The sequence below is a fragment of the Arthrobacter crystallopoietes BAB-32 genome (genome assembly GCF_000328305.2).
In the GTDB taxonomy this organism is placed as follows: Bacteria; Actinomycetota; Actinomycetes; order Actinomycetales; family Micrococcaceae; genus Crystallibacter; species Crystallibacter crystallopoietes_A.
The window spans coordinates 1-19,971 of sequence record NZ_ANPE02000115.1; the positions used below are offsets into that span (position 1 = coordinate 1).

At 64.0% G+C, this 19,971-nt stretch carries 12 protein-coding genes and 3 pseudogenes; 4 read left to right on the top strand and 11 right to left on the bottom strand.

What is annotated here, in order from left to right:
- From D477_RS09375 to D477_RS09385, 3 genes and pseudogenes are all read right to left on the bottom strand, one after another.
- Positions 1-578 (bottom strand): annotated as a pseudogene (locus D477_RS09375) (ABC transporter substrate-binding protein); the annotation flags it as partial.
- A gap of 92 nt (positions 579-670) precedes the next feature.
- A pseudogene (murJ, locus tag D477_RS09380) lies at positions 671-2,343 on the bottom strand (murein biosynthesis integral membrane protein MurJ).
- Positions 2,344-2,426: 83 nt separating this feature from the next.
- Complete coding sequence (locus D477_RS09385) at positions 2,427-2,951, bottom strand: NUDIX hydrolase (RefSeq protein ID WP_005268792.1); 525 nt, start codon at positions 2,949-2,951, stop codon at positions 2,427-2,429.
- Positions 2,952-3,052: 101 nt separating this feature from the next.
- On the opposite strand from D477_RS09385, the pseudogene D477_RS09390 reads away from it, so the two are divergent.
- The 4 genes and pseudogenes from D477_RS09390 to D477_RS09400 form a co-directional block, all read left to right on the top strand.
- Positions 3,053-4,507, top strand: a pseudogene (locus D477_RS09390) (CCA tRNA nucleotidyltransferase); the annotation flags it as partial.
- 18 nt (positions 4,508-4,525) lie between these two features.
- Positions 4,526-5,146: a histidine phosphatase family protein gene (locus tag D477_RS21805; RefSeq protein ID WP_081608528.1), complete on the top strand. Its 621-nt coding sequence runs from the start codon at positions 4,526-4,528 to the stop codon at positions 5,144-5,146.
- 586 nt (positions 5,147-5,732) lie between these two features.
- Positions 5,733-6,113: a hypothetical protein gene (locus tag D477_RS09395; protein ID WP_005268794.1), complete on the top strand. Its 381-nt coding sequence runs from the start codon at positions 5,733-5,735 to the stop codon at positions 6,111-6,113.
- A gap of 216 nt (positions 6,114-6,329) precedes the next feature.
- A complete protein-coding gene (locus D477_RS09400; protein WP_005268795.1) occupies positions 6,330-8,018 on the top strand; it encodes a formate--tetrahydrofolate ligase in 1,689 nt (562 codons plus the stop codon).
- 728 nt (positions 8,019-8,746) lie between these two features.
- Here the strand turns inward: D477_RS09400 and D477_RS09405 are convergent.
- The 8 genes from D477_RS09405 to D477_RS09440 form a co-directional block, all read right to left on the bottom strand.
- Positions 8,747-10,057, bottom strand: a complete 1,311-nt coding sequence (locus D477_RS09405; protein WP_005268796.1) for a Glu/Leu/Phe/Val family dehydrogenase — start codon at positions 10,055-10,057, stop codon at positions 8,747-8,749.
- A gap of 164 nt (positions 10,058-10,221) precedes the next feature.
- Positions 10,222-11,652 (bottom strand): NAD-dependent succinate-semialdehyde dehydrogenase, encoded by a 1,431-nt coding sequence (locus D477_RS09410; RefSeq protein WP_005268797.1) that lies wholly within the window; start codon positions 11,650-11,652, stop codon positions 10,222-10,224.
- Positions 11,653-11,875: 223 nt separating this feature from the next.
- The gene (locus D477_RS09415; RefSeq protein ID WP_005268798.1) at positions 11,876-12,304 is read right to left on the bottom strand and encodes a hypothetical protein; all 429 of its coding nucleotides are present in this window, start codon (positions 12,302-12,304) and stop codon (positions 11,876-11,878) included.
- A complete protein-coding gene (locus D477_RS09420; protein WP_005268799.1) occupies positions 12,301-13,962 on the bottom strand; it encodes a GMC family oxidoreductase in 1,662 nt (553 codons plus the stop codon). The genes D477_RS09415 and D477_RS09420 overlap by 4 nt, the downstream gene beginning before the upstream one ends.
- A gap of 106 nt (positions 13,963-14,068) precedes the next feature.
- On the bottom strand, positions 14,069-15,637 hold the full coding sequence (locus D477_RS09425) for a purine-cytosine permease family protein (RefSeq protein WP_150110059.1): 1,569 nt from the start codon (positions 15,635-15,637) through the stop codon (positions 14,069-14,071).
- Positions 15,638-16,235: 598 nt separating this feature from the next.
- A complete protein-coding gene (locus D477_RS09430) occupies positions 16,236-16,928 on the bottom strand; it encodes a GntR family transcriptional regulator (RefSeq protein ID WP_005268801.1) in 693 nt (230 codons plus the stop codon).
- Positions 16,929-17,005: 77 nt separating this feature from the next.
- On the bottom strand, positions 17,006-18,742 hold the full coding sequence (locus D477_RS09435; protein ID WP_005268802.1) for an acetyl/propionyl/methylcrotonyl-CoA carboxylase subunit alpha: 1,737 nt from the start codon (positions 18,740-18,742) through the stop codon (positions 17,006-17,008).
- On the bottom strand, positions 18,739-19,971 hold a 1,233-nt coding region (locus D477_RS09440; RefSeq protein ID WP_081608529.1), incomplete at its 5' end, for a carboxyltransferase domain-containing protein. The genes D477_RS09440 and D477_RS09435, both read right to left, overlap by 4 nt.

Genomic DNA, 19,971 nt, shown 5'->3' on the forward strand with positions numbered 1-19,971 from the left:
GCAGCCGCACCGGCCACCCCCGCGCCCGCAGCCGCACCGGCACCCGGGCGGCGGCCGAACAAAGGCTTGGCACCGCCGTCGTCAGTGTTGCCCCGACCCAGCTTGGGAAGCTCCAGTCTGTTCAGACGGTCCCGCAGGCTGGTGCGCGGTTCCTCGTCTTCGTAGTAGTAGTCCTCGTCATCCTCGTAGGTCTCCGGCTCGTGCGAGCGGGCCTGCCCGAAGATTTCCGATCCGAGGGTCTCGGTGAAGAACGGCTCGACGTACGGCGCGTCCTGCTGGATAACCAGGTCCAGCAGATCGGCGGCTTCCGCCTGGTTGGTGATCAGGTAGGTCAGTCCGTCCGTGATACCCAGATCCAGCACCTGGACGTTGCCGGCCCGCTCGCCGGTGGCGATTTCGCGCGCGCTCATTGCCGCCTGGCTGGCATTCTCCGGGGCTGCCACGAGGATGCTCACTGGCCGGTTCAGGACCTGGTCGATGCCATCGAGGACGAGGTCCTGCTCGGCGGATGCGAGAACTTGGCCGGTTACCTTGTAGCGGCCTCCAAGCAAGGTCCCCACATCTACTGGTAGTGGCACGGATGTTCCTCCAGGCGGTTGTCGGCGCGGTGCACCGGGGAGCAGGTACTTTGTTTACATGCTACCGGGTGGATCTGTCCGGCAGCGGCGCTTCAGCCGCGTCCCGGCAGCCGGGCAAGAATCGGGGCGAGAAAGTCGTCCAGCTCGGAAACCCGCAGCAGTTTGAGCAGCAGCAGATAGCCGCCGGCCATGACAATGCCGCAAACGGCGAGGCTGATGAGGGCGCCGGGGATGCTGGCCATGGCGAAGCCGCCGGACCGGTAGCCGCCGAGCAGCCAGAGTGCGCCGGCTCCAGCGGCGGCGGCGCCGAGGGCGGCGTAGCCGAAGCGGATATAGCTGTCGGCGATGTGCACGGCGCCGTAATCGCCCAGGCGGCGGACTGCGAAGACGTGCGCCAGCCAGGCCGAGATGAGGTGGAAGACGGCGAAGAGGACCGCCAGCGCGAAGACGATCTGCGTGGACGGCAGCAGCTGGCCCAGCACGATCGCGATGACCGCGCAGCTGCCGGACAGAATGGACTGCATGATCAACGGCGTCTTCGCATCTTCCTCGGCGTAGAAGACGCGGCCGAGGAAGAAGTAGATGCTCATGAACGGCATGGCGGCACCGAGGACCGCGACGATCTGGCCCATGGCGCCGGCGGAGGCTTCCGCAGTGGGGCCGGAGCCGGCGAACAGCCTGGCCAGGGGCCCGGCGAGCACAACCATGACGGCGGCGCCGAACATCGTGGCAACGCCTATGGTGCGCAGGCCGGAGTTGATGGTGTTGCGGACCGCGTCCAGGTCGCCGGTGTGCTGGAAGCGCGAGAGCTGGTTGAACAGCACCGTGGCCAGCGAGAGCACGAACACCGAATGCGGCAGCATCGCGATGAGCTGGCCGGTGTTGAGCGCGTATTCGCCGGCCACGCCTGCCCCACCGTTGGCCAGTTCCTGGCGGCCGGCCGTGGCCTCCGAGGCGATGGTGCCGTAGAGAAGGTAGGCGGAGTTGCCGACGACCATCGTGCCGAGGGTCCACCCGGCGACCTTGCCGGCCTGCCGGAGGCCGATTCCACGCCAGCCGAACTTCAGCTTCAGTCCGAGGCCCAGCCGGCCGAGCGGCCACAGCAGCACCAGGCCCTGCAGCACGATGCCGAGCGTGGTCCCGCCGGCCAGCACCAGCGTCTGCGGCGAGGTCCAGGCTGCGGGATCGTCCTCCGCGCGGGTGTAGGAGCCAAAGAGGACAATGTAGAGCACCAGGACCGAGATGGCGACGACGTTGTTCACCACGGCGCCCACATGTACCAGCCGAAGCGGCCGTTCGCATTGAGCACCTGCCCGACGACGGCGTACAGGCCGTAGAAGAAAATCTGCGGCAGGCACCACAGCGCGAAGATGGTTCCCAGTTCGAGCATGGGCGCTGTCCAGCCGGTGGTCAGCGTGGAGATGATCGGGCCGGCCAGCGCCGTCACCACGAGGGTGATCGCGCCCAAAACGAGCACCGTCAGGGACAGCAGGCGCGAGACATAGTCCGCACCGCCGTCGTTGTTTTTACTGGCCTTGATGATCTGCGGCACCAGCACCACATTGAACACACCGCCCGCCAGCAGCAGGTAGATGATGTTGGGGATGGTGTTCGCTTTTTCGAAGATGTCGCCCATGGTGGTGTTCGCACCGATGGCGACGGCGAGCAGCGAGGTCCGGACAAAGCCGAGCACGCGCGAGACCATGGTCCCGGCGGCCATGACGGCGCTGGCGCGGGCTGTGCTTTGGGCTTCGGGAGCAGACATCGCTGTCTATCGTCTCACTTGGCGCCCGGTCTGCCGTCCAGTTGGCGCCCAGCTTTGGCGCGTGTTGTGGTGTGACCGGCCGGTCAGAGGTACTCGGGCAGGACTTCCCGGGCGAGGTCGACGATCCGGCGTTCATTCGGGAAGGAGAGCTTGCGGCCCAGCTCGGCCAGCGGGACCCAGGCGACGTCCACGGCCTCGTGGTCCGGATCGTTCTCGATCGTCAGCTCGCCGCCGGTGGCCCGGAGCAGGAAATGGTGCACCGTTTTGTGGACGCGGTGCCCGCTGACCGTGAACCAGTAGTCGATGCTGCCGAGGGTGGCGAGGACCTTGCCCTGGATCCCGGTTTCCTCTTCGATCTCGCGGACCGCCGCTTCCTCGTTGGTCTCGGCGTTCTCGGGATGTCCCTTGGGCAGGCACCATTCGAGCCGGCCGCCGCGGTTGAAGCGGGCGATGATGGCGACTCGGAGTTCGTCCGTGGCCGTATCCACGACCACGCCGCCGGCGGACACTTCCTCCACCGTCGGCAGCGCATGGTGCCCGGACGCAGCACTGCCCACTGCCGCTGTCAGCGGAGTGCGCTTCGGAGCGCTCGGGACCGGATATGCCATGCAGTCCACTCTAACGATTTTTGAATCCCGAGGATGGTCGGCCCGGCGGCTGCGCGATTCTTAAGCATCAGGGGTGCGTTTTCTGGCACCCTTAACTCACTATGGTTCACCTTTTTGGCCCGGCGAGTGCGCCCGGAACGTCCGCCCTGCAGCTGCCCGACGTCGTGATGGAACTGGGGCAGCGTTTCGTGGACGCCGGGCACGAGTTGTCCCTCGTGGGCGGGCCCGTGCGGGACCTCTTCCTGGGCCGCGTGTCGCCGGACCTGGATTTCACCACCGACGCCGACCCGGACGCGATCATCGGCGTGGTCCGCAAGTGGGCCGACAACCTTTGGGAGATCGGGCGCGACTTCGGCACCATCGGCCTCCGCAAGGGCGAGTACACCATCGAGGTCACGACCTACCGGGCCGACGCCTATGACCCGGAATCGCGCAAGCCGCAGGTCGCTTTCGGCACGTCCCTGGAGGAGGATCTCTTCCGCCGCGACTTCACCATGAACGCCATGGCGCTGCGCCTGCCTTCGCTGGAACTGGTGGACCCATACGGCGGAATCCGCGACCTGCACGCAGGGGTGGTCCGCACCCCGGGCGAGCCCTCGGCGTCGTTCTCGGATGACCCGCTGCGCATGCTGCGGGCCGCGCGCTTCGCCTCCCAGTTGAAAGTTTCTGTGGCGCCGGAGGTCTCCGCCGCGATGACGGACATGGCCGGGCGGATTGCCATCATTTCGGCTGAGAGGGTCCGGGACGAACTCGTCAAGCTGGTCAACGGCAAGGATCCGCGGGCGGGCATCGACCTGCTTGTTGAAACCGGACTCGCCGAGCATGTGCTTCCGGAGGTCACGGCGCTCAAGCTGGAAATCGACGAGCACCACCGGCACAAGGATGTGTACCAGCATTCCCTCACCGTCCTGGAGCAGGCGTGTGAGCTGGAAACGGACGACGACGGCGCGGTGCCGGGTCCGGACTTTGTCCTGCGGTTCGCGGCGTTAATGCACGACGTCGGCAAGCCGGCTACGCGGCGGTTCGAACCTTCCGGGGCAGTCAGCTTCCGCCACCACGACGTGGTCGGCGCGAAGCTGACGGCCAAGCGCATGAAGAAGCTGCGCTTCGACAACGATACGATCAAGGCCGTCTCCCGCCTGGTGGAGCTGCACATGCGCTTCTACGGGTACGGCGAAGCAGGGTGGACCGACTCCGCGGTGCGGCGCTATGTCACGGACGCCGGGCCGCTGCTGGAGCGCCTGCACCGGCTGACCCGCTCGGACGTCACCACGCGCAACCGGCGGAAGGCCGAACGCCTGGCCTTCGCCTATGACGACCTGGAACAGCGGATCGCCGCATTGAAGGAGCAGGAACAACTCGACGCCGTCCGTCCGGACCTCGACGGCCAGCAAATCATGGCCCTGCTCGGAATCAAGCCGGGCCCGGTGGTCGGCCGGGCGTACAAGTTCCTGCTGGAGGAACGCATGGAGAACGGGCCTCAGGAGGCCGCCGTGGCGGAACAGAAGCTGCTCGAATGGTGGCAGTCGTCAGCCGGAATCGCAGCTGGAATCCCAGCAAAACGAGGAGCAATCATGAGCTACCTGCCTGTTGATCATGACTATCCGAAGCTGTGGCTGGTCCGTCATGGCGAGACGGAATGGTCCCGGAAGCACCAGTACACCGGCCTCACCGACCTCGAACTGACCGAAAACGGCGTCCGACAGGCCAAGGAAGCCGGCCTGAAGCTGTCAGGGCTGAAATTCGATTCAGTGCTGTCCTCCCCGCTGAAACGTGCTTTCCGCACGGCTGAACTGGCCGGATTCCCGGAGCCCGAGGTGGTTCCGTACGCACATGAATGGGACTACGGCGAGTACGAAGGGCTGCGCAGCGCGGACATTCGGGCGAAGGACCCCTCGTACCTGATCTGGACCCACGGCGTTCGGGGCGGCGAGACCCTGGAGCAGGTAGCGGACCGGGCCGACCATGTCATTGCCAAAGTGTTGGACGCTCCTTCCGATCCGCCGTTCCATAAGGGGCCCGGCGCCCAGCGGAACGTGCTGCTTTTCGCCCACGGCCATTTCCTCCGGGTGCTCGCGGCGCGCTGGCTCGACCTGCCGCCGGTTGAAGGACGACGCTTCGTGCTGGATACGGCGACGGTCTGCAGTCTGGGGTGGGACAAGAAAACCCCGGCCATCACCAGTTGGAACGCCTGACTCAGTGACGAGAATCAGCTGGGCCTTTGCGGCTCCGGTCTTGCACGTTCTGCACCACCGCGGTCGGCGCGTTCCGCACGGTAGCCGCAGCTCCGCCGTCGTTGTTTCCGGCGTGTCGCAGCAGACACGCCGCCCACGCCGAAGAACTTGCCCCAATGTGCCTGTTCCTGCTGGTCAAGACGACCGCGGTGGGGTAGCGTGAAGCCTGTCCGATTGAGCTTTCCCAATCGTGGGTTGCCGCGGGCGTTTCATGACTGACGCAGTACAGGAAAGGGAGGTGGGTCCCGTGAAGATGATCACGATGCATGCCGGAGTATTCGCCGCTCTCGCCCGGATCCGGGCTGCCTCCATGCCTGCTGCGCACTAGCTTTTCCCTAGCAGGCCCAGGCGCTTTGCCGGGCCGCTAATCCTGAAAAGCCAAGCACTCCTTCGGCTGCCGCGCCGCGCCCTGTGGGCCGTCTGTCGCGCGCCTCCTGCCGCAACTTCTGTCGGCTCAGCCACGGTTGCTGCCCCTCCACCCGCCGGAACCATCGGCCTCCCGATGGGCTGCCCTTTGGGCCGCTCCGCCCAACAAGAGGAACCGCTCATGAAACCCCTGGACACCGCCGTCCGCCCCGCGCCCGAACAATCCATCCGTCCCGAGCCATCCGTCCGCGAGCAAGACGTCCGCACCGAACAGACGGTCCGGGCCGGGGAATCCGGCCGCCGGACTCCTGCCAGCCATGACCGCACCCCGGAACACCGCGGCGAACTGATCACCGCCGGCTCCCTGGACGGCATCGACGGCTCGGGGAGCACCGGCCCGGCCATGCCGAACTACTTGGAACGGGAGGAGGTGAATGCCGTGATCCGCAAACTGCGCCAGAGCTACTCGTTCTGGAAACGAATACAGAGCGTGACCATCGACGAACAGAAGCTGGAAGAGGCCCGCGACGAACTGCTGGCCTACCGCCAGTTGATCCGCTGAGTCCTTCCGCGCAGCTCCCGCTCCCCGGAGCGGACCGCAACTGCGAGGAGATCCCGATGATTCACGACCGAAGTGATGCAGCCGAAGCCCGCGCCCGGGTGACCGCCCGGCGCGGGCCTCCGCCTTCCCAACTCCGTGACGGCGCCCCGATCGGCTGATACGTTGACAGTGGCGGCCCTGCCGGCCGCGAGTCTGCACGAGCCTTGGAGGACAATGATGTCTGCCCCAACCCCGCTTTCCGATCTCGAAATTGCCCGCCGCGCCACCCTCAAGCCCATCACCGAAGTCGCGTTGGCCGCCGGCATTCCGGGCGAAGCCCTGGAGCTGTACGGCAACTACAAGGCCAAGATCGATCCGGCCAAGCTCGGCCCGGAACAGGGGCAGCCCCGCGGCAAGGTGGTGCTGGTCAGCGCGATGTCGCCGACGCCCGCCGGCGAGGGCAAGTCCACCGTGACCGTCGGGCTGGGGGACGCGCTGGCCAAGGCCGGCCACCGGACCATGATCGCGCTACGCGAGCCGTCGCTTGGGCCGATCCTCGGGATGAAGGGCGGCGCGACCGGCGGCGGCTATTCGCAGGTGCTGCCGATGGACCAGATCAACCTGCACTTCACCGGGGACTTCCACGCCATCACCTCAGCCAACAATGCGCTGATGGCGCTCGTGGACAATCACATTTACCAAGGCAATGCGCTCGGCATCGACCCGCGCCGGCTGACCTTCCGGCGGGTGCTGGACATGAACGACCGGGCGCTGCGGCAGATCGTGATCGGCCTCGGCGGCCCCGGCCAGGGCGTCCCGCGCGAGGACGGCTTCGACATCACCGTCGCCTCGGAGGTCATGGCGGTCTTCTGCCTGGCCACCGACCTGAAGGACCTGAAGCGGCGGCTCTCCCGCATCACCTTCGGCTACACCTACGACAAGCAGCCCGTGACCGTCGGGCAGCTGAAGGCCGAGGGTGCCATGGCGATGATGCTCAAGGACGCCATCAAGCCGAACCTGGTGCAGACCATCGCCGGAACGCCCGCCCTGGTCCACGGCGGCCCGTTCGCCAACATCGCCCACGGCTGCAACTCCGTCATCGCCACGCAGACCGCCCGCCGGCTGGCGGACGTCGTCGTCACCGAAGCCGGTTTCGGCTCCGACCTGGGCGCCGAAAAGTTCATGGACATCAAGGCGCGCTCCGCCGGCTTCGCCCCGTCCGCCATCGTCGTCGTCGCCACTATCCGCGCGCTGAAGATGCATGGCGGGGTGCCCAGGGAAGAGCTGCTGGCGCCGAACGTCGCCGCCCTGCAGGAAGGCGTCGCCAACCTGGAGCGGCACGTGGACAACGCCGCGAAGTTCGGCATCACGCCGGTGGTCGGGATCAACCGGTTCTCAACCGATACTGACGAGGAAGTCGACTGGGTGCTGGAGTGGTGCCGGCAGAAGGGCGTCGAGGCCGCGTCGGCCGATGTGTGGGGCCAGGGCGGCGGGGGAGACGGCGGCGACGAGCTGGCCGCGAAAGTCGCCCAAGCCATCAACGCGGAGCAGAACTTCTCGCCGCTGTATGACCTGGACCTGTCCGTGGACAAGAAGATCGAGACCGTCGCGCAGCAGATTTACGGCGCGGACCACGTCGAATTCTCCACCCTCGCCAAGCACCGCCTCGCCGAGATCGAAGCCAACGGCTGGGGCAAGCTCCCGGTCTGCATGGCCAAAACGCAGTACTCCTTCACCGACGACGCCACCCGCCTCGGCGCCCCGACTGGCTTCACCATCACCGTCCGCGAACTGATCCCCAAAACCGGCGCAGGCTTCATCGTCGCCCTCACCGGCGCCGTGATGACCATGCCCGGCCTGCCCAAGGAACCTGCCGCCATGCGCATGGACGTGAACGACGACGGCGAAATCACCGGCCTCTTCTAGCCCACCTTCCAGCGTGGTCGAGTTGCGCAGCCATGGCTCGTTGCTGAAACCGGGCTGACGGTTAGGGATAGCGAGTGCCATAGTCGAGCTGTGCCCACCCCACAGCTTGTGGTTGTTGCAGCAAAGGACCGCTTGATGAGATGGCGCTGCCAGCGTGTTGAGACCCGGCTTAGCCTAGGAATCATGGGGTTGGCCGGGTCTCAATAATGTGTCTTGCATGCGCTTTCTCAAACGCGCCGTAGGCTGAACCTTTGGCTGGACATGGTGGAGCAGACAGGCTAGTAGTTCCATCCTTGCGGTTCGCACGCTGTCTGGAGATTTGTCATGACGCACGTCGACTTAGAGGATCACGCCCAGAGGAGGAGTGCGTTGAACTAGTCCGTCTCCGGGCTGGAGCAAAAGTGACAGGTTCCCTCGCATTCTTCCGTTATGGCTTCGTTGGTCTGTGTCTTGGGAGGTTCTGTGAGTTGAATTGTCATCGTTGGTATCTCAAGCAGGGGCGTCATGATCGGCTGGGTTTAGGGTGGGCTGAAGATCTGTTGTGGTGATGAGACGGCGGGCAGCCAGGTCGTGTTCGCGTATCCAGGCTGCGTCTAGATGTGGGGCGACATCTTCGACCCATCCCCCGATCGGCATACCGTTGGTGGCAGTAATGATTACGTGATCGCCTTTTCGCAGACCTTGAATGAGGTTTCTGTCGTTCGTCATTGTTTTCCTCTGCCAGGGGCTCAGGGGTAGAGGCCGCGGAGCTGGTGGGCTTCGGCGACTTTCTGCACGGCTGTGACAGTTGCCGCCTCGCGCAGGCTAAGTCCAAGTTTGGCCGCCGTGCTGACGACTCCGTCCCAAGCTTGGAGCATGCGGTGCTCTAGTCTTTGGCCAACCTCTTGTGCCGACCACCAGTAGGCGTTGGAGCCTTGGACCCATTCGAAGTATGAGACGACTACCCCACCTGCATTGGCTAGGATGTCCGGGACCACAAGCTTGCCGGCTCCGGTGAACACTTTGTCTGCTGCGGCGGTGGTTGGTCCGTTGGCCCCCTCGACGATCACGTCGGCCTTGATGCGGTGCGCGTTGGATTCGTTGAGCACACCTTCCACGGCTGCCGGGACGAGCAGATCCACGTCAAGCTCGAGCAAGAGCTCGGCGTCCAGTGCCTCTGCATCGGTGAAGCCGACTACGGATCCGGTTTGTTCCAGATGCTTTTGAAGGTCCTCGATGTTCAGTCCCGCGTTGTTATGCACCGCTCCGTACTGGTCGGCCACGGCGACTACACGCACTCCGGCTCGAGCGAGGAGCAGGGCGGCGCCGGCGCCGACCTTGCCAAAGCCCTGGACAGCGGCCGTCGTATCTTGCGGGCTCCGCTTGAGGTGCGCCAGTGCCGCCAAAGCGATAACGACCACCCCCTTAGAAGTGGCGGATGCCCTGCCCAGGGAACCTCCTACGGATACTGGTTTGCCGGTGACAACTGCTGGAACGGTGTATCCGACGTTGACCGAGTAGGTGTCCATCATCCAGGCCATGGTGCGCTCATCGGTCCCGATGTCTGGGGCCGGGATATCGCGTTCGGGGCCGATGATTGGAAGGATCTCGGACGTGTAGCGCCGGGTGACCCGCTCGAGTTCGGCCTTGGAATAGCGGCGCGGGTCGAGGGTGATGCCGCCCTTGGCTCCGCCGTATGGAAGGTCCAGCAACGCGCACTTCCACGTCATCCACATCGCTAGTGCCCGTACCTCATCCAGGTCTACTGCCGGGCTGTAGCGCAGGCCGCCCTTGGCCGGGCCGCGGGAGAGGTTGTGCTGTACCCGATAGCCGGTGAGGATCTCGGTGGTGCCGTCGTCGCGGCGTAGAGGGACTTGAACAGTCATTTCGCGTCTGGGATTGGCCAGGATCTGATGCATGCCCGGGTCAAAGCCCAGGGTCTGCGCAGCCGTCGCGAGTTGGCTCTTGGCATTGACGAGCGGGTTGCTCTGGTCATTTTCAGGAGTCGCTCGTTCAGGGGCTTGGCGGATGGTGACAGGAGCGTCGATGATCGTTGTCATTGTCCAGCTGTCCTTGATTTATTGAGTTAGTTGGTGAGATGCATTCAGCATCCGGAAGGACTGGCTTCCGGAGCAGTCAAAGCGCGACGAAGGTGCCCTGCGCCGGCGCCTACTTGGAGGTAGGCGCCGGTCTGGCGGAAGTCGCTGGGGAATATCTTGAAGGCTCAGCGGTTGACGTAGAGCAAGCGCTTATTGATGAATTCGTCCATTCCTTCGGGGCCCAGTTCCCGTCCGAAGCCGGAACGTTTGATTCCCCCGAATGGCAGCTGAGCCCCATATGCCGCGGCAGTATTGACGTGTGTCATGCCCGTTTCCAAACGGCGGGCCACTTTGGTGGCTCTGTCGACATCCGTGGAGAAGACCGATGCGCCCAGACCATAAGCGCTGTCATTGGCGAGGCGTATTGCCTCATCTTCGCTGGACACCCTGTAGACCACGGCGACAGGTCCGAAGAGTTCTTCGTGGTAGGCCCGCATCCGCTCAGTTACTCCCGTCAGGACGGTAGGAGCCATATAGGCCCCGCTTCCTTCGACGAGTGTTCCTCCTGCATGCAGTGTGGCGCCTTTTTCAACAGCGTCCCGTACCTGTTCGGCGATCTGTTCTGCCGCTGTCCGTGAGGCCATGGGGCTGAAAGTGCCGTCCTCTTCAAGTTTGGGGTCGCCTGGTTTGAGGTCTTTGGCGAGTCGGGTCAGCTCGGAAACGAATTCGTCGAAAACTTCGTCCATGACGATCATTCGCTTGTTGGAATTGCACGACTGCCCCATGTTGGACAGTCGTGTTGTCCAGGCAGCTCTCGCTGATTCGCGCACATCGTCGGTGTCGAGGATTATGTATGGGTCGGAGCCCCCGAGCTCCAAGACGGTCTTCTTCAGGTTCCGGCCGGCGAGTTCGCCGATGGCGGCTCCTGCCCGTTCCGAACCGGTCAGCGAGACTCCCTGGATGCGCGGATCGGCCACCATGCCTTCGATCTGGGAATGGCTTGCGAAGATAGTGCTGTAGGCTCCTGCCGGAAGCCCGGCCTCGCTCATGATTTGCTGGATCAGCAAGGCGGAACGGGGGCATGACTCGGCAGGTTTGATGACGACGGTATTGCCGATCACCAGATTGGGGATTGCAAACCGTAGCAGTTGATAGCACGGGAAATTCCACGGCATGATGCCCAGGAGGGCCCCGATGGGGAGTTTCTCGACTATGGCGTCCCCGCCTTGAGGTGCTTGCATGGGGGTGTCGGCTGCCAGAGAAGGACCGTTCGTGCCGTAGTAGCCGAAGATTCCTTCACAGAGGGCGATTTCTGCTTTGGCTTCAGAGAGGGCTTTGCCCATTTCTTCCGTGACGATCGCGGCGAGCTCGTTCGCTTTCTCCCGGAAGATCTCTCCAGCGCGGAGAACGACGCGCGCCCGGTTCTCGATGGGCAGGGTCTTCCAGCTGAGAAAGGCCTGCTGCGCCGCTTCAACCACCGACTCGATCTCGGTGTCAGTTGCATGCGGGAAGGTCTCCACCAACTTGCCAGTGGCAGGGTTGCGAACTTGGAAGCTGGGCGCGGTTGTCCTGTTATCAACCGTGCTTGTCTCAACTGTTGTCACGATTTCCTTCATTGTTCGAGTTTCCGGGTGCAGGCGGCATCGGCTGCATTGTTTTCAAAAGGGGGTTGCTAGAAACAGTCCGTGTGGGGTTGCGCGTTGACTCTCAGTTACCGTGCGGTTAACGCAGCCGGGCAGACCTGTTTGCCGGATGTCTGCCCGGGAACCCTTTCAGAGGGCTGATAGAAGAAGGGAGGTGCGGGGGAGCGCGCGTTCCCTCCCCCGCATACGTGCCGGTTTAGACGGTCGTCCGCCAGATGTTCCCTTTGGCCACGACGGGGGCAGTGAGTTCCTGCAGTTCCGCTGTTCGTGTGGCTTCGGGATCCAAGGGGATGGTGATTTGCTCCCGGTAGTCAAGGGTCCGAGCTACGTCCTCATCCAGGAAGTAGGCTCCCGCGAGCAGTTCCGCGGCAGCTTCGAAGAGCACGGGATAGCGGGATTGGATGTCCTGCAAGGACCATTCCTGAAGTTGTTCCAGTTCTGCGATGAGTTTCTTTGCAGGTTCCACAAGATCGGTCCTGACACTGCAGACCTTGTCTGTACCTGACAGGTGTGCCCCGACTTCTGAAGCGGCCGGCATGCCGGCTCCGGCCGGAATCAGCAGGTCGCTAAGCCTCTTCAGGACCTCACGTTCGCGGTCCGTCCAAACTGTCTGGTTCTCATTCATGCGGTGGCTCCTTCCAAGTCCTTGCTTCCGGTCGCTGCATTCCCGGACGTGATGAGTTCGGCCGTGCGCAAGGCCATGGCGACCACCGTCGCGGTTGGATTGACGCCTGCAGAGGTTGGCCACGTACTGCCGTCCACGATGTAGAGGTTGGGGACTGTGTGGGCTCGTCCGGTGTGGTCGACGACCGAGTCCTCCGGGCTGCTTCCCATTTTGGTGGTTCCCAGCAGGTGCCAGCCGGTGTTGCGGATGTGCGGGGCTACGGTGATCTGCTTCGCCCCGGCTGCCAGGAAGGACTCCTTCGCTCGCTCCACATGGAATGCAAGCAGCCGCCGGCTGTTCTCCGAAGTCTCGTAGACAATCTTCGGAGCCGGAAGTCCGTGTTCGTCCACGAGAGTGGAACTGAGCTCCACTCGATTGTGTTCCTCCGGCAAGTCTTCGGCGATGATTCCCCAGGTAGCGGAGTGGTTCAGCCGCTCCCGAATGGTCTCGTTGAACCTGGCACCCCATAGCTCCCGGTTGTCACCCCAAGGGAAGGACCGAGTCATCTCCATGGGACCCCCTGTCGGCATAAGTCCCCATTTGGCGCCCCGGACGAATCCCCGGGATTCGTCCGTCTCGTAGAACTCCAGCGAGTAGAGAAGATGGCCGTATGCGCCCTGCATGGTTCCGATTTCGTCATCGAAGGTCCCCACGACTGCGGAGTAGGGATGCATCATTAGCCGCTTGCCCACGAGTCCGCTGGCGTTTGCTAATCCGTCCGGGTGTTGGGAATTGGCCGACATCAACAGCAGTCGGGGAGTGCCGACGCCGTTGGCCGCGAGGACTACCAGGTTCGCCTTCTGTTGCCGTTCGACTCCCTTGGAGTCGAAATAGATCACGCCTGTCGCCCGGCCGGAGGAGTTCGTCTCGACCCTGGCGACTGTGGCCCGGGTAAGAAGCCACGCATTGCGGTGGCGGCAGATATCCGGCCAGTGAGTTACATCGACCGTGCTCTTGGCCTGGTCGCCGCACCCCAGGAAGCAGGCCCCGCGGTGGACGCTTGGCTTCAGGCGACCGTATTCCCGCGTGGCAATCCCGTTTGCCCCCGGCCACCAGTGCCATCCCAGGGAATTATGGGCCTTGCCCATGCGGCGTCCGGCCTCGCCGATCGGCGTCGCCGCCATCGGGTATTGATCCGCCCCGGGAACTGCAGGATCGCCGTTAAGACCCGCTATGGCGAAGTCCCGCTCTGCCTGGGCGTAGTAGGGCAGCAGATCCTCGTAGGAGATCGGCCAGTCGTCGGCCACCCCGTCGAGGCTGCGCACGCGGAAGTCCGAGGGCATGTTGCGCTGCCACTGGGCAGCGTAAAGCATGGCGCTTCCGCCCACACCATTCCACAGGAGGGCGCTGATGTCGGCGTCGTCTTCGTCGATGGGATAGTCGCCCGGCCCTTTGCGCACATTGGACAGGGGGGACCACTCGTTGCCGCCGAGCAGTGCACGTTCCGGGCTTGCACTGCGGGAGGTTGAGTAGTCGGGCCAGTCCCCCTGGTCCAGACAGACAACGCTCATTCCCGCTTCCGCGAACGCCTTCGTCATCACCGCCCCGGCCGGGCCGGCTCCGACAACTACGACGTCGGCGATCTCCGGAAGCCGGTGCTCTCCGATCTTCTCTGTCATTTCTATCTCCGTTTCACATGTACGGCAGAAGGGAGCTCAACCCTTCGTGGTCATAATTCCTGAGGCCGGCAATGGTCCGGCTCAGGGTGGTCGTGCAGTCCGCCCGTTACCGCGGCAGCGCGGCGTCCTCGAGGTCTCTCTTGCTTTCCTGGCAGGCCAGGCACTGTACCGATTGGCCCTGTTCCGGTACATCCATTTCCTGGGCGACATAGGACCGTTCGCAGGAGTCGCATTCGACCCTGACATTCCATAGGTCCTCTACGGAATCTCGGACGGGATCGGCTCGGCGTTCCTTTACGGCACTTCCCCCCGCCAGGTGGACGGCAATGTAGAGGAGCACGGCCAACCCAAGTGAGATCATGGGCGCCAAGGCGGAAAGTACGGGGGCCTGGGCGGGCAGCTGGAGCAGGACGATGCCCACACCCGAAGAAACTATCCAGACCATGAAGCCCGGGCCGACGGCCTTCAACCTGTGGGTCCTGAATTCGGGTGCCTGGCGGGGATTTAGCGCACTATGAGTAGCCATGATGCCCACGAGCGTTACGATCAGCACCGCCTGCCAGGCCAGTGCCACCGAGATGTAACTGAAGACATTAGTGAGCATGAGAACGAAGACAACCAGGGAGATCAAGACCACCCATGCTTTTCGTGAGATCCCACGTTTCGTGAAATGCCCGACGAACCGCTCCAGGTTCACGCTTGCAAAGTAGAAGTTGGCCGAGTTAATCCTGATCTGACTGACAACGATGACGATAAGTCCGACAAGGCCAAGAGTGTCGATAATGCCTTGGACGACGCCGCTTTCAGAGACTTCGTCGCTCGATCCCGCGAATCCTACAATCGCGATCCCGACCAGCCCGTTGAACAGGTAGGCGACGCCGTAGAACGCCCAGCCAAACGTGACGTTCTGGTGGAACTTCAGGTCCCGCTCCTTAGCGAAACGCGCTGCGTCCTGTGTTTCCGGAAAGAGCACGAAAATGCCCATGTACAGGACGAAGACGGTCAACCAGCCAGGAATTGCCGGGGTGGATGAGGCGGCCGCTGAGAATGCGCTCCAGTCTCCAACCCAGCCAACCTGCATGCCGGCAAAGAGCACCGCTGCCGTTACACCGAAGAAATAGATGGGCAGGGAGACCCAATTCAGCTTGCTCAACCAGGTCTGCATGCCGCCAAGCATGAGGGGAAGCATGCCGACGACAACGATGGCGTACCAGACTCTGATATCCCACACGTTGAAGTATGACTGCAGGGCTACGGCGACAATGGTGCCCTCGAACACGGCGTAGTAGACCAAAGAGAGGCCGACAAGGAGGGGAGCGATGGCCGCGCCCTTATGGCCAAAAAGACGCCGGGAGAGCAGCGTGGAGTTCAGCCCCCACCGGACTGCATCCCGGACGCTGTAGCTTCCGAGAAGTGAATAGCAGATCACAACCAGCACGAGTCCGATAATCGCCTGCTGGACGCCGGCAAGCACTGCTGCCAGAGCACCGTAATAGACAAACGCCATGGCGCTCGTAATGCCCGACCAGCTGCCAAGGACCTGGCTGCGGCTCTTCCGAGCTGATTTCGGTACAACGTGGTTGGTGTACTCCTCAGTAATCTGTTCTTCCACCACACGGGGATCATCTTCGAGGGATGTCCGGAGGCCTGCCGGGTTAGAACGAATGTTTATCATTCGGGGTCCTTACTCTGAAGGCTACCGAGTCGCTGTTCAGTGGGGCGCTTGTTAGCGGGACGTTCGACAATGAACGCTGGTTCTGAAGCAGGCACGATCAACCTCAAACGAATAGGTTGTACACCTTGGATGGACCTTCCGCGGTGTGCGTTGAATCACCATATGAGATTGTTCAACAACATGCAAGGGGTGCACTGAAAAATGAAGCCGCAGGTCAATTCGGTGCGGATGCTTATAACGGGAACGTGGGCCAGCGTCCTGTTCACCTACCCGCCGATGACGAATAAACGGTAAGTCCAGCCGGATGGAGACTTTCCAGACCGCAACGATGTCCTGCCCTCTGCAAATCGGGGCAGAGACTCGCTTAACGGCGCGGAATCTGCTCCCTCCGGTACCCCAGTGGTGGCCGGCACGACGGCTCTTCGGAGGTTCGCACGCCGAATGCCCTGTGACCACAGGTTTGGTCCTACGTCCACCTTCTGAGGCCATCGGAATATGGAGTCGTTATGGTCTTTCCTGGGCGGCACATCCGCCCGTCCTTAGGTAGGCCTACTTTCCGGCAGATTCGAGCACTGTACGACTGGCAGTCCTTCCGGGTTTAGCCCGTGACGGCAGCCGGATCGGTGCCGAGGTGGTCCAGGAGTTCGGCTTCCGCCTGGTCCAGGTAGCCGCGGAGGGCTTGGGCGGCTTCCTCGCGTTGTCCCTTGGCCAGCAGTTCCACGAGTTCGGCGTTCTGCTCCACGTAGTGGCTGTGGAAGTCAGGGGCGTGGCTCATCGCATGGAAGACGAGGCGCATTTGGGCCAGGACCCGGGTCATGAGTTCCTGCAGCAAGGTGCTGCCGGTGCCTCGGATGAGGGTTTCATGGAAGCGCTGGTTGGCGGTGGCCATTTCGGACACGGCGCCGCGGTCCCGGGCTCCCCGTGCCTCACTGATGATTTCCTGCAAGCTGGACACATTGATGCCGGTGGCCCAGCGGACGGCGGCGGGTTCGAGGATTCTGCGGACGCTGTAGATCTCCCTGACACCGTCAATTCCGGGGGAAGTGACCAGGACCCCGCGGTTGGGGATGCGGGTGACGATGTGCTCGCCTGCCAGGACGGTGAAGGCTTCGCGTAGCGTGTTGCGCGAGACGCCGAAGGCTTGGGCAAGTGTCTGTTCGGAGAGCTTGGAGCCGGGCAGCAGCTGGCCTTCCGCGATTTTGCTGCGGAGTGTCTCCGCAATCCACGCTGCTGTGTGGGCATGTGTGGCTTCGCTTCGTGCCGCGATTCCCGCCAGCGCTGCGTGCGTCAATTACGGTCCTATCCCTCAGCTGGTCAACCGGGGCCTGCCTAGCATTCCGTAGGCTCTGGTTTCGGCTCTTTGCCTCGTTACCTGATGCTACCAAGTGCTTCACCCCGGTCGACTGCGGCGCCGGGCTCCTGCTCTCCGCGCGCCAGGGTGCCGGCCCTGTGGGCGGCGATGGTGGTTTCCATTTTCATCGCCTCGATGACGGCCACCGGGTCTCCGACGGCGAGCTGGGCGCCGTCCTCGTCGAGCCATTTGACCAGATTGCCGTTCATGGGCGCGTGGAGCACCTCCGGTTCATGGACGGCTTCGTCTTTGATTGGTTTGGCCGGGGCAGAGCCGCCGCCGTGCATCAGGGATTCGAGCAGGCGGGCGGGCAGACCGATGCGCATGGCCCTGCCGTCGACTTCGACCGTCAGTTCGCTGCGTTCATTGTCCGGCTGAGCCGCCGCGATTTCGGGGGACGCTGCCAACGGCACGGCGAACTCGGATTCGATCCAGGTGGTGTAGACGCCAAAGGTGTCGGTCTGGGTGAAGGCAGCGTCCCGGACCACCGCCCGGTGGAAGGGCAGCACGGTGGGAATCCCGGCGATGACCATTTCGTCCAGCGCCACCCGCGCCCGGTTCAGCGCCTGTGCGCGGTCGGCGCCGTGCACGATCAGCTTGGCCATCAGCGAGTCATAGTCACCGGGAACGGTGGACCCACTGCGGACGCCGGAATCCACGCGGATACCTGAGCCGGTGGGCGGCTCGAAGGCGGCGATGGTACCGGGTCCGGGCAGGAAGCCGCGGGCGGGATCCTCCGCGTTGAGCCGGAATTCGAAGGCGTGGCCCTGCGGCTTCGGGTCGTGCGTGAGGGTTAGCGGCTCGCCGTCGGCTATGCGGAACTGTTCGCGCACCAGGTCGACGCCGGTGGTCTCCTCTGTGACGGGGTGTTCCACCTGCAGGCGTGTGTTTACCTCGAGGAAGGAGATGGTTCCGTCGTTGGCGACCAGGTACTCGACGGTGCCGGCACCGTGGTACCCGGCCTCGCGGCAGATCGCCTTGGCCGAGTCATGGATCAGCCGGCGCTGCTCCTCGGTGAGGAACGGGGCCGGTGCTTCTTCGACGAGTTTCTGGTTGCGGCGCTGCAGCGAGCAGTCGCGCGTGCCGACCACGACCACGTTGCCGTGCATGTCGGCCAGCACCTGGGCTTCCACGTGCCGGGGCTTGTCGAGGAAGCGCTCCACGAAGCACTCGCCCCGGCCGAAGGCCACCGCGGCCTCGCGCACGGCGGAGTCAAAGGCGTCCTCGATGTCCTCCATCCGGCGTGCAATCTTCAGGCCGCGTCCGCCGCCGCCGAAGGCCGCCTTGATGGCCACCGGCAGCCCGTGCTTCTCGGCGAACGTGATAACCTCCGCAGCGCTGTCCACAGGCCCGTCACTGCCGGGCACCAGCGGGGCGCCTGCCTTGACAGCGATTTCCCGGGCGGTGACCTTGTTGCCCAGGGCCCGGATCGAATCCGGGGAGGGGCCGATCCAGATCAGGCCGGCCGCCAGGACCGCCTCGGCAAAGTCGGCGTTCTCGGAGAGGAAGCCGTAGCCGGGGTGCACAGCATCGGAACCGGCGCGGCGGGCTACCTCAATTATCTTATCGATGTTCAGGTAAGTCTCTTTGCCGGTGCTGCCGCCGAGCGCGTAGGCCTCGTCGGCGCGGCGCACGTGCAGCGCATCCGCATCCGGATCGGAGTACACCGCCACGGATTTCAGCCCTGCGTCGGCGCAGGCACGGGCAACACGGACTGCAATCTCGCTGCGGTTGGCGATCAATACTTTTTTCATGGATGGAGCCCTTCCGACTGGTTCTGGATGCCGGAGGAGCCGGCGGGTTGCAGGGTGTCCGGATCGACCACGACGAAACGGACAGTAGTGCCCGGCGGCAGCTGCGCGGCCAACGGCAGGTCCTCAGGGACCACGGCAGCAATCACGGGATAGCCGCCAGTCACCGGATGGTCGGCAAGGAACAGCACAGGCAGGCCGGACGGCGGAACCTGGAGGGCTCCGGCAACGGTGCCCTCGCTTTGCAGCTCGCCGTCCCGGATACGCTCCAGCGGGGCGGAATTAACTTGGCTGCTGCCAGCGTCGGGGAGTTGGAGACGGAGGCCGATACGGTCCGACGCAGAGCTGGACAGCCAGTCCTGACAGGTGAGGCGGTCGAGGCCTGCCGAGCCAAACCAGTCATCGCGCGGCCCTGGCGTGATGCGCAGGACCGCCACTTGATCTGGGGAGACCCGCAGAGTTGAGGGCTCCGGCGCGCCGACGACACGACCGCGCGTAGTGTCGCCGACCGGAAGCACTGAACCGGCCTCCAGTGGGGGCGGCCCCAGGCCGGACATCGTGTCGGTGGAGCGGCTGCCCAGCTCCGCCTTAATTCCGATCCAGCCGCGGACCGCAACATAAGTATGCAGTCCTGCGGTCGCCGGGCCGAGTGTCAGGGTCTCGCCGTCGAGCAGGGCGAAGGGCATGTCCTGTGCGGGACGCCGTCCGGACGGAGTGATGGACAGGTCGACGCGGGCACCGGTGACCGACAGGACCTGGTCGCCGTGGGCACGAAGCACCAATCCGCCGAGGAGATTCTCAATCACCGCCTCGCCCGCGTCATTGCCAACCAGTCGGTTGGCCTGGCGAGCGGAGGGCTGGTCCAGGGAACCCGAAGTGGACACGCCGAGGTTGCCGAGGCCGGGCCGTCCCAAGTCCTGCAGAAGGGAGCGCAGACCCGCCGAGACGACCTCGAGTCCGGAAACCGGGGGAACAGCCGTCCCGGGAGCGGCGTCTTCGGCCTTGAAATGGATGGGCTGGCCTGCGGACGAGGGTTGAGCCGCAGCCGGCACAATCGAGTTACGGACAGCGGTGAATCGGACGCGATCCTGCGGGCGGATCAGCGCCGGGTCCGGTCGGCCGACGTCCCACAACACGATGTCGGTGTGGCCAATCAGCTGCCAGCCGCCGGGCGACTTGCGCGGATAGACGGCGGAGTAGCCACCGGCCAGGGCCACCGCCCCGGCCGGCAC

Excerpts from the sequence above, each read along its gene's own strand:
- D477_RS09385 (WP_005268792.1), bottom strand. The coding sequence starts at position 2,951 with ATGGCATATCCGGTCCCGAGCGCTCCGAAGCGCACTCCGCTGACAGCG.
- D477_RS21805 (WP_081608528.1), top strand. The coding sequence starts at position 4,526 with ATGAGCTACCTGCCTGTTGATCATGACTATCCGAAGCTGTGGCTGGTC.
- D477_RS09395 (WP_005268794.1), top strand. The coding sequence starts at position 5,733 with ATGAAACCCCTGGACACCGCCGTCCGCCCCGCGCCCGAACAATCCATC.
- D477_RS09400 (WP_005268795.1), top strand. The coding sequence starts at position 6,330 with ATGTCTGCCCCAACCCCGCTTTCCGATCTCGAAATTGCCCGCCGCGCC.
- D477_RS09405 (WP_005268796.1), bottom strand. The coding sequence starts at position 10,057 with ATGACAACGATCATCGACGCTCCTGTCACCATCCGCCAAGCCCCTGAA.
- D477_RS09410 (WP_005268797.1), bottom strand. The coding sequence starts at position 11,652 with ATGAAGGAAATCGTGACAACAGTTGAGACAAGCACGGTTGATAACAGG.
- D477_RS09415 (WP_005268798.1), bottom strand. The coding sequence starts at position 12,304 with ATGAATGAGAACCAGACAGTTTGGACGGACCGCGAACGTGAGGTCCTG.
- D477_RS09420 (WP_005268799.1), bottom strand. The coding sequence starts at position 13,962 with ATGACAGAGAAGATCGGAGAGCACCGGCTTCCGGAGATCGCCGACGTC.
- D477_RS09425 (WP_150110059.1), bottom strand. The coding sequence starts at position 15,637 with ATGATAAACATTCGTTCTAACCCGGCAGGCCTCCGGACATCCCTCGAA.
- D477_RS09435 (WP_005268802.1), bottom strand. The coding sequence starts at position 18,742 with ATGAAAAAAGTATTGATCGCCAACCGCAGCGAGATTGCAGTCCGTGTT.